Genomic DNA, 9,124 nt, shown 5'->3' on the forward strand with positions numbered 1-9,124 from the left:
TTTACTGCGATTAGTCACAATAAAAGATACTGGCTTTATGAAATGCTTGGGAGTTTAGCGCTTACTAACTGTTAATTTAGTAAGACTGTAGCTACTTAAACAGTATTGGCTCAGTTAGCAGATAATCAACTAGTTAACCTCAGTAGTGAACCTCAGTAGTTATAATCAATATTTATAACTATCGAGAACTAGTAATCACTGCTCAGTAATCAATATGAATGAGTAGTGATTACTAAATAGTTGATTACAATAATTAGGCCAACGCCAGTTAATAGCCATAAGCAGATCTACATTAATAACCAAAGATCTTGCTGATACTGTTGCTTAATAGCGCTCTACAAACCCATCAACGAGCAAGATTTATACGGCAAAACTTTCTAGATCTTTACCAGCTGATAGCGCTTCGATCAACCAAGTTGGCTTACGACCACGGCCTGTCCAAGTGTCATTATTGTTTTCAGTATTACGATATTTAATACTACGTTTTTTCTCTAGGCTTTCACCAGCCTTCAAAATCTCTTCTATGCTACAGCCGTTATCTTTGGCTATTTTTTCAAATTGTACATAAGCATCATGCAAACGTTGATGTTGTTTTTGCGTGATAAGTTGCTGTGCACTTTCAGTGATAGCACGTAGCTCAGCTACGTTTAAACTTTCTAAATTAATACTATTATTAGTCATAATTGTCTCGGTTATAGAATAATGGCTGTTAGCTGGATAGTTATTGATCTGCAATAAATAAATAATAAGTAATAAACTATATATATCACAAAACGAATAAATAGAATTATCAATAGCTAGGAGCTTTTCTTGAATTGAATAATTAAATGTAAATCAATTAAGCGTATGTAATATAAACAAAAAATTAATCTATAACAACCACTAATTACTATATTTTTATTTATCATTAGTATTTAGAAAACATTTGATTAATAATTAACAATTTTTCTATATTGGCAATATGGACATAAGTACGTAGCCTTTACCTGTTATTATTTTGATGAATAGCTCTATCCATTCAATATTGTATTGATATCAACATTTTAATAGTCACCGCAAATAACTCCTTGATAAGAAATTATAATTTAAAAGTTAAACATTATTTAACTAATAGTATAAGTATAAAATCCCTTATTATTATAGAGGTTTTCTAATAGGCATTAAAATCAACTATAAAATAATTATTAAAGCTCATAATATTGTGGCAATATTCATTATTTATAAGATAATCTCTAAGCTTAACCTGTTACTTTTATATCTTTATATGGCTTTACTGAGGGCAAATGATTTTTATAGCTACTAGGGCTAATGCCAGCAGCATTCCTAGCACAGTAACCGCCTGCCTCAGTAGCTTGCCCTGCCACACTACTAGTCAGCAATTAGCATGCAAATATTAACAGCTCTATTGTGCTATATCCGTCAATGCTAAATATAGTTGTAAAACTCTATAGTCATCTTTGTCATTACTTAATCATCTTTGTCATTACTTAGTCATTACTTTGTCATTACTTAGTCAGCCACAGACAACAAAAAGCCCCGTATTAACGAGGCTCTAGTAGATACTATTTGTGTTATTAACTTAACTAGTAAGCTTTAGGTTTTATCATCCTAGAAAGGGATATCGTCATCAACAGGACCATCAGGCATTGCTGTAGGTTTGTTAGCAGCGCTGTTATTAGTCACTGCTGGCTGAGCAAACTGATTATTTGCGTTTTGGTTATTATTAAAACCGTTTTGAGCTGAAGAGCCGCCTTGGTTATAACCGCCACCTTGGCCACCCTGATTATAGCCACCGCCTTGCTGAGAGTATTGCTCGCTGTTTTGGCCACCTTGGTTGCCATAACTTGGTTGGTTATTCTGGTTGTTACTATAACCCCCTTCTTGAGCTTGACCGCCAGTCGCCCCGTCTAACATTTGCATCTGATAAGCTTTGATATCAGTAGCGTAACGATCACTGCCGTCTGGTGCTTGATACTTACGAGTCTGCAAACTGCCTTCGATATAGACTTTACTGCCTTTACGCAAGTATTGAGCAGCAATTTCTCCTAAGCGGTTATATAGCGCAATGCGGTGCCATTCAGTTGACTCCCTTTTTTCGCCACTTTGTTTGTCCGTCCACTGCTCAGAAGTAGCTACCGAAATATTGGTAACGCTACCACCGTTACTGAATTGACGTACCTCAGGATCTGCACCGAGGTTACCGATGATGATGACTTTATTAACACCGCGCATGATATCGTCCTTTTTTGATGAATAACTTTATAAATATTTCGCTGAGTCATTTTATCTAAAGCTAAAATAGCTAACTCTATTTATTATCTAACCCTGACTTATAGCTGTTGGTTATTGCCACTGTCAATAATCTAGTTTTATGGTATACGGTTTTTAGATAAATATCCAGTAAGCTTGAGCTATATGCGACACTCTATGTCGCTTGCAGACTACATATGGCTTTAACCGACTATAATCAGCCGATTTGTTATTAGGTTTTCAGTGCTGGCTATTCATTTTTCAAAAAATAGGCTTAAATAATTATAAAAAATAGCTATTTTTGAGCTAATAATACCGATCTATTATTATGATTATGGCTATTATTATTTGCGCTGTAAACTTAAGGTCACGCTACCTAACTCTACCCCAAACTTACTCATTACTGCGCGATTGAGCATCACATCTTTGCTGATTAAGTACATCCAATCATCAAAGTTTACTTGGTAAGTTTTATCATCGACTGGCAAATCTAATACATACTGCCAATGTAAAGCGTTGCCAGCTACTTGTCCTGACGCTTCACCAATAACATCCCCAGCAGTCCCTTTCCATTGACCATCTGCTTGCTGAGTTAAACGCCATATACGTTGTGATTTTGTGCCGTCGGCCCAAGCAAACTTCTCATCTAAGACAATGACGTCATCACCTTCGTGAGTGGCGTTGATATCGACAGTGAAGCGTTTTTTTACTTCACCATTACGGCCTTGGAACATACCCCAGCCATCGATTTGACCCGAGAAAAACTGATGCATATCCAGAGTTGGACTAACGTTTTGGTAACTCTGAATGTTTTGGGTCGCACAGCCAGAAGTAAGCAGGGTTACTGCTAAACCAAGAGCCATAGCCAATTTAGGCATTGGTTTAGTCAGTGCTTCAGTACTCGCTTCAGTAGTCGCCGATAAAGCATTAAACTTATTCATCTTAATTCCTTTTTAGATGGATAATAAAAGTGACTGTCTACTAGCCTTTGTTGCCAGCGTTTTTTGCCAGCAATAGGGCTTATAATTAGCGAACTCTATTTTGACCGCTCCTATCATAAGTCGCTTATTTCAAGCTACTTATGTCGTTATATTCTAACTTTATTACTCAAACAAAATAAAAATATCGAACGCAATAAAAGCTTAGATATCTAGAGGACTTTGAGCTAACTTGGATAGCTGTTGTCGTGATAGATCGGTTAACTGAGTTTTATCTAGCTTTAGATAAGCCACTTGCTCTTTTGCCATCACTACTAGTTCATCAACGCCCTTGACTGCCATCATTTGTTGCGACCAGTCTTGGATATCGATATCTTTCGGTATAGTCACCGTAGTACTAGATAGATACGGTGGATCAGCGATAGGAATAATGAGTAGCAACGCTGCTGCCATTATTACCGCTAATAGCCCCCAAGCTAATAAATTAGACTGATTGAGCAATAGGCCACCCATCGCCCCACCGACAAAAGCACCAAAGAACTGGCTTGATGAATTTAGACCCATTGCCGTTGCTTTATTAGCTACTGGTGCGCGCTTAGATATCCACGAAGGTATAGTGGCCTCAAGCAAATTAAAGCCCATAAAATAAAGTAATAAACCCAAGATAATACCGAAACTAGCTTGACCACCTAGCGCTAGTATAGCTAAAGAGGCGGTCATTAAAGCAATAGCAGCTAAGAATACTTGGCGCATCTTACGCTTCTTTTCAGCGATAATAATAAAAGGAATCGCTACTGCAAAGCCAATAAACAGTAGTGGCAGATAGATTAAGCCTTGCTGGCGTACTGACAAGCCCATAACCGCACTGAGCTGATGGGGCAAAATCACAAATATCGCCGTCATAGTTAGATGCAAGGCAAAGATACCAATATGTAGACGGTTTAGATCACCAATTTTGAGTACAGTAGCGAGCTGCTGACCGATCGACTTGTTATCTAAATTATGCTTAAGCACTCGTAATGGTGAAGGTACTATCAATAGCAATACCATCGCCAATACCGCAAACCCAGCCGTCAGCCAAAATAATCCTGAGATACCTAGCGAACCTACGAGGAGCGGACCAAAGGCAAAAGCTAACATAATGGATGAGGCAATAGTCAAACCCATAGTAGCCATAGCTTTGGTACGCATCTCTTCACGAGTAACATCCGCTAATAGCGCCATCAAAACCGCCGATACCGCACCACTACCTGCCAGCGCACGTCCAATAATCACTTCATAAATATCAGTAGCATTGGCGGCAATAATACCGCCTAGCGCAAACAATACTAGCCCCAGCATAATAACTGGCTTACGTGGGAATTTATCGGCAGCAAGGCTCATTGGTATCTGAAAGATAGCTTGGCCAAGTCCATAAACACCAACCGCCAGACCGATTAAAAATGGCGTAGCATGAGCATAATTGTCCCCATAGACAGAAAACACTGGCACAATCATAAATAAGCCAATCATCCGTAGAGCAAAAATGCCGCCAACCCCTCCGATTGCCCGTTTTTCTACGCTATTCATACTTGCCTCACAGGTTTATCACTACAGATTTGTCATTTAATAAGTGACACGCAAGATCATTCTGACGTGGCAATTAAGCCCCACAGTATAAAACATTCACTCGTTCGTTACTGAAACTTTTATCTGCTTGCCGCCAGTTACACTTTCAAGCTCAACAATCATTTACTAGTTATTACCGTTAGAGGATAACTAGCCCCTATGACTAAGCCCTAGTATTAGGGACATAATAAATTTGTTACTAAGTGCAGCTAATATGGGCTTGCACCTTGAATAATGCCACTGTCATAACAATAAAGTAAGTCGCTACAAAGCATATTGCACTACTAGGTTGTTACTTCTAGCAGGCATCGCTTATACCTTATAACGGTTTGAACTGTCTCAAGCCTCTAATATAAAACCAGTTAAATACAGCGAAACACTTAATAACTATTAGGTTCAAATTTTTATTAATTAACGATTAAAAATAGCTTTATAAAAATAGCACTAAACAAACCAATGGCTTTAAATTCGATGCAATTATTACTCAGTCCTTTTATATGAACCTTTCTTTTGTTTGCTAAACCGCTCTTTTTTTGTTAACTAAAATTTTATCTCAAAGTTCTTTTAGGGTTTTGGCAGAGCAATCAACTGCAGCTACTTTTTTTAATGCATTAGCTACTTTTTGCTAGATTAGTGATGGATTAGTAAAGTTAGCTTAATATTTACATATTAGTTTTGACCACTTTTTAGAAAATAGGAAACCTATAAACGATGGCACATGACCATATTGCAATACGCGGCGCACGCACACATAATCTAAAAAATATCGACTTGGATATTCCACGTGATAAGTTCGTAGTCATCACGGGCTTATCGGGATCCGGTAAATCCTCTTTAGCTTTTGATACTCTATATGCTGAGGGACAGCGCCGTTATGTCGAAAGTTTATCGGCATACGCCCGTCAGTTTTTATCACAGATGGAAAAACCAGAAGTGGATAGTATTGAAGGTTTATCGCCTGCTATTGCTATCGAGCAAAAATCAACTAACCATAACCCGCGCTCTACAGTCGGTACTATCACTGAGATTTATGACTATTTGCGCTTGCTTTATGCGCGTATCGGTACCCCCTACTGCCCTGAGCATGACGAACCTATGGTGGCGCAGTCGGTCACTGAAATGGTCGATCAGGTTATGTCACTACCCGATGACACTAAGATAATGATTTTGGCACCAGTGATTCGTGAGCGTAAGGGCGAGCATATCGTGTTACTTGAGCAGCTCATAGGTCAAGGTTTTGTGCGAGTACGTGTTGATGGTGATGTCTATGATACTGACGAGCTACCAGCATTAGATAAAAAGAAGAAGCATACTATCGAAGTGGTAGTTGACCGCTTTAAAGTGCGTGATGATTTGGGTAACCGAGTGGCGGAGAGTCTTGAGACTGCGCTGCGTTTAGGTCAAGGGCTAGTAACCCTACACTTTATGGATGGTAACCCTAAAGAAGGCGGTTCTGACAATCAAGTGATGTCTGCTAAGCACAGCTGTCCGGTCTGTGATCGCGCGGTCTCTGAACTTGAACCAAGAATGTTCAGTTTCAACAATCCTTATGGGGCGTGCCCTGCTTGTGATGGTCTTGGGAAACGTCAGTATTTCGCTGCCGAAAAACTCATTACTCACCACGAAAAAACCTTGAATCAAGGCGCAATAAACGGTTGGGATAAGCGTCATGCTTATTACTTCGGTTTACTATCTACGGTATGTAAGCATTTCAATATCGATATGGATGCGCCGTGGCAAGAGCTACCAAAAGAGCAGCAAGACCTTATTATGCACGGTTCGGGCAAGGAGAAGCTAACTTTTAACTTTACCGATGAGCGTGGACGTAAGACTAATAAAACTATTCCTTTTGAGGGTGTATTGCCTTATCTTGAGCGCCGTTACGCCAAGACTCAAAGTAATCTAGTGCGTGACGAGCTAGCTAAATATTTAGCCGATACTACTTGTAACGTGTGTGATGGCGCTCGTCTCAACGAGATATCACGCAACGTCCGTGTCGATGATCAAACTATCGCTGAGATCGTCAAGCTGTCTATTGGTGATGCCGCTGACTATTATAAGACCCTAAAGATTGGTGGTCATAAAGGTGAAGTTGCTGAAAAAATCTTTAAAGAGATTAATGAGCGTCTGAACTTCTTAGTTAGTGTCGGCTTGGATTATCTATCGCTTGCCCGTTCAGCGGAAACTTTATCAGGCGGTGAAGCGCAACGTATTCGTCTAGCTAGTCAGATCGGTGCTGGACTCATGGGGGTGATGTATGTACTTGATGAGCCATCTATCGGTCTGCATCAGCGTGATAATGATCGTCTGCTGAAAACTTTAACTCGTCTGCGTGACTTAGGCAATACTGTACTGGTCGTTGAGCATGATGAAGATGCTATTCGTCAAGCGGACCACGTCATCGATATCGGTGTTGGCGCTGGCGTGCATGGTGGTTATGTCATCGCTCAGGGTACTGTCGATGATATTATGGCATCCGAAGAGTCGCTTACTGGACAGTATATGTCTGGTAAAAGAAGTATTAAGATTCCAAAGGTTCGTCATCAGCCTAAGATGATAGAAGTTGCCGTTGAGGGTAAAGCTAAGCCTAAAAAAGTGCCGATGGCTATTGAGTTAAAAGGCGCAACGGGTAATAACTTACAGAACGTTGATTTGACTTTACCTATCGGTATTATGACTTGTATCACCGGGGTATCGGGTTCGGGTAAATCGACTTTGATTAACCGTACTTTGATGCCATTAGCCGCCACACAATTGAACAATGCTTCGACACTAATTGCTGATAAGCATGAAAGTATCAGCGGTCTTGAGCATTTGGACAAAATGGTCGATATCGATCAAAGCCCAATTGGTCGTACTCCACGCTCAAACCCAGCAACTTATACTGGCGTCTTTACCCCAGTACGAGAAATGTTCGCCCAAACTCAAGAAGCTCGTGCCCGTGGTTACAAGCCAGGTCGCTTTAGCTTTAACGTAAAAGGCGGACGCTGTGAGACTTGCCAAGGTGATGGTCTAATCAAAGTTGAAATGCATTTCTTACCAGATATGTATGTGCCTTGTGATGTCTGTGATGGCAAGCGTTATAACCGTGAGACTTTAGAGATTCACTATAAAGGCAAAACCATCGCTGACGTGCTGGATATGACCGTAGAAGATGCGGTTGAGTTCTTCTCAGCGATCCCAGCTATTCATCGTCGCCTGCAAGCGTTAATGGAAGTGGGACTTAGCTACATCCGTCTCGGTCAGTCGGCACCAACCCTATCAGGTGGTGAAGCGCAACGAGTCAAACTAGCCCGTGAGCTGGCCAAACGTGATACGGGACAGACGCTGTATATCTTGGATGAGCCTACCACTGGTCTGCATTTCCATGATATCGATAAACTGCTCAATATCTTGCATGCGCTGCGTGATAAAGGCAATACTATCGTGGTCATCGAGCATAATCTTGACGTTATCAAAACCGCGGATTGGGTGATCGATCTTGGCCCTGAGGGCGGTAAAGGTGGCGGCATGATTATCGCTGAAGGCACACCTGAGGAAGTTGCTGAGAATAAAAACTCGCATACGGGTGAATTCTTAAAACCGATGCTTGAGTTGCAAAAAGCTAGCTAGTTAGGTTATTGTTAATTGATAATATTAAGGCTGCTCTTTCGGGGGTGGCCTTTTTTTATATTTTAGAATAATATCTTTTATTCAACACTATATATTAAAGGATTTTGCATGTGACTGAAGCTGAGCTGAGAAATGGTATTGACAAAATTATTCGCAATAATGATATAGATACTGCTATTCACAATATAAAAGGATATATGCGACTTCGTTACGGACATCCTTTTCTGTGTGAAAAGCTTGCCAACTTATACATTGAAAAGAAAGATTTTCGTCAGGCCGGAAAGTATATTTTCTATAAAGAGCATTTATCTAAACAGGATAAAGAAATACTATCCATTTACTTTAAGTATTTTGGAGGTGATACGATTAATATTTTGAAAGACTTAATAGCCGAAGGTACAAAATCACCTGTCCGAATAGAATATGATGTTAAAGTTGAATTACTTATCATGATGAACGAGGTGAAAGCTGAAAATGGTTTTTTACCCAAATTTATGTGGAATTGGTATTACCATTTCGAATCCAAACTCAAAAAAGATAAGAGGCATGGTCAACTCTCTCAATCAACGAGAAGATAGATTTATCAATTTGAGCCCATCCCAGATTCTGTGTAACTGCCATTTAGATTAAATGCCTGCTGATACGATCATCAAACATAATCATAAAGCGATTTAAAGCAGACGTCCAGTTACGGATGGGCATCGACCATTTTTTGG

Annotated in this window: 6 protein-coding genes; 2 read left to right on the forward strand and 4 right to left on the reverse strand. The window is 39.9% G+C overall.

Annotated features, from left to right (window positions below; all coding sequences use genetic code 11):
- Window positions 1-360: 360 nt before the first annotated feature.
- From KZA12_RS14230 to KZA12_RS14245, 4 genes are all read right to left on the reverse strand, one after another.
- Window positions 361-681 carry an H-NS family nucleoid-associated regulatory protein gene (locus tag KZA12_RS14230; protein ID WP_201624086.1) on the reverse strand — a complete coding sequence of 107 codons (321 nt, stop codon included), beginning with the start codon at window positions 679-681 and terminating at the stop codon, window positions 361-363.
- 927 nt (window positions 682-1,608) lie between these two features.
- The gene (gene ssb / locus KZA12_RS14235; RefSeq protein WP_218690687.1) at window positions 1,609-2,232 is read right to left on the reverse strand and encodes a single-stranded DNA-binding protein; all 624 of its coding nucleotides are present in this window, start codon (window positions 2,230-2,232) and stop codon (window positions 1,609-1,611) included.
- A gap of 362 nt (window positions 2,233-2,594) precedes the next feature.
- A complete protein-coding gene (locus KZA12_RS14240) occupies window positions 2,595-3,191 on the reverse strand; it encodes a DUF3833 domain-containing protein (protein ID WP_256932999.1) in 597 nt (198 codons plus the stop codon).
- A 201-nt stretch (window positions 3,192-3,392) separates the two neighbouring features.
- Window positions 3,393-4,757, reverse strand: coding sequence for an MFS transporter (locus KZA12_RS14245; protein ID WP_201624468.1), 1,365 nt, complete (start codon window positions 4,755-4,757; stop codon window positions 3,393-3,395).
- Between the two features lie 750 nt (window positions 4,758-5,507).
- Between KZA12_RS14245 and uvrA the strand changes: the two genes are divergently transcribed.
- Together uvrA and KZA12_RS14255 are read left to right on the forward strand one after the other, a co-directional pair.
- Complete coding sequence (uvrA, locus tag KZA12_RS14250; RefSeq protein WP_218690688.1) at window positions 5,508-8,408, forward strand: excinuclease ABC subunit UvrA; 2,901 nt, start codon at window positions 5,508-5,510, stop codon at window positions 8,406-8,408.
- A gap of 110 nt (window positions 8,409-8,518) precedes the next feature.
- Window positions 8,519-8,986, forward strand: a complete 468-nt coding sequence (locus tag KZA12_RS14255) for a DUF6584 family protein (protein WP_218690689.1) — start codon at window positions 8,519-8,521, stop codon at window positions 8,984-8,986.
- The last annotated feature ends 138 nt before the right edge of the window (window positions 8,987-9,124 follow it).

Origin of the sequence: Psychrobacter sp. BF1, assembly GCF_019279065.1 — a bacterium.
In the GTDB taxonomy this organism is placed as follows: Bacteria; Pseudomonadota; Gammaproteobacteria; order Pseudomonadales; family Moraxellaceae; genus Psychrobacter; species Psychrobacter urativorans.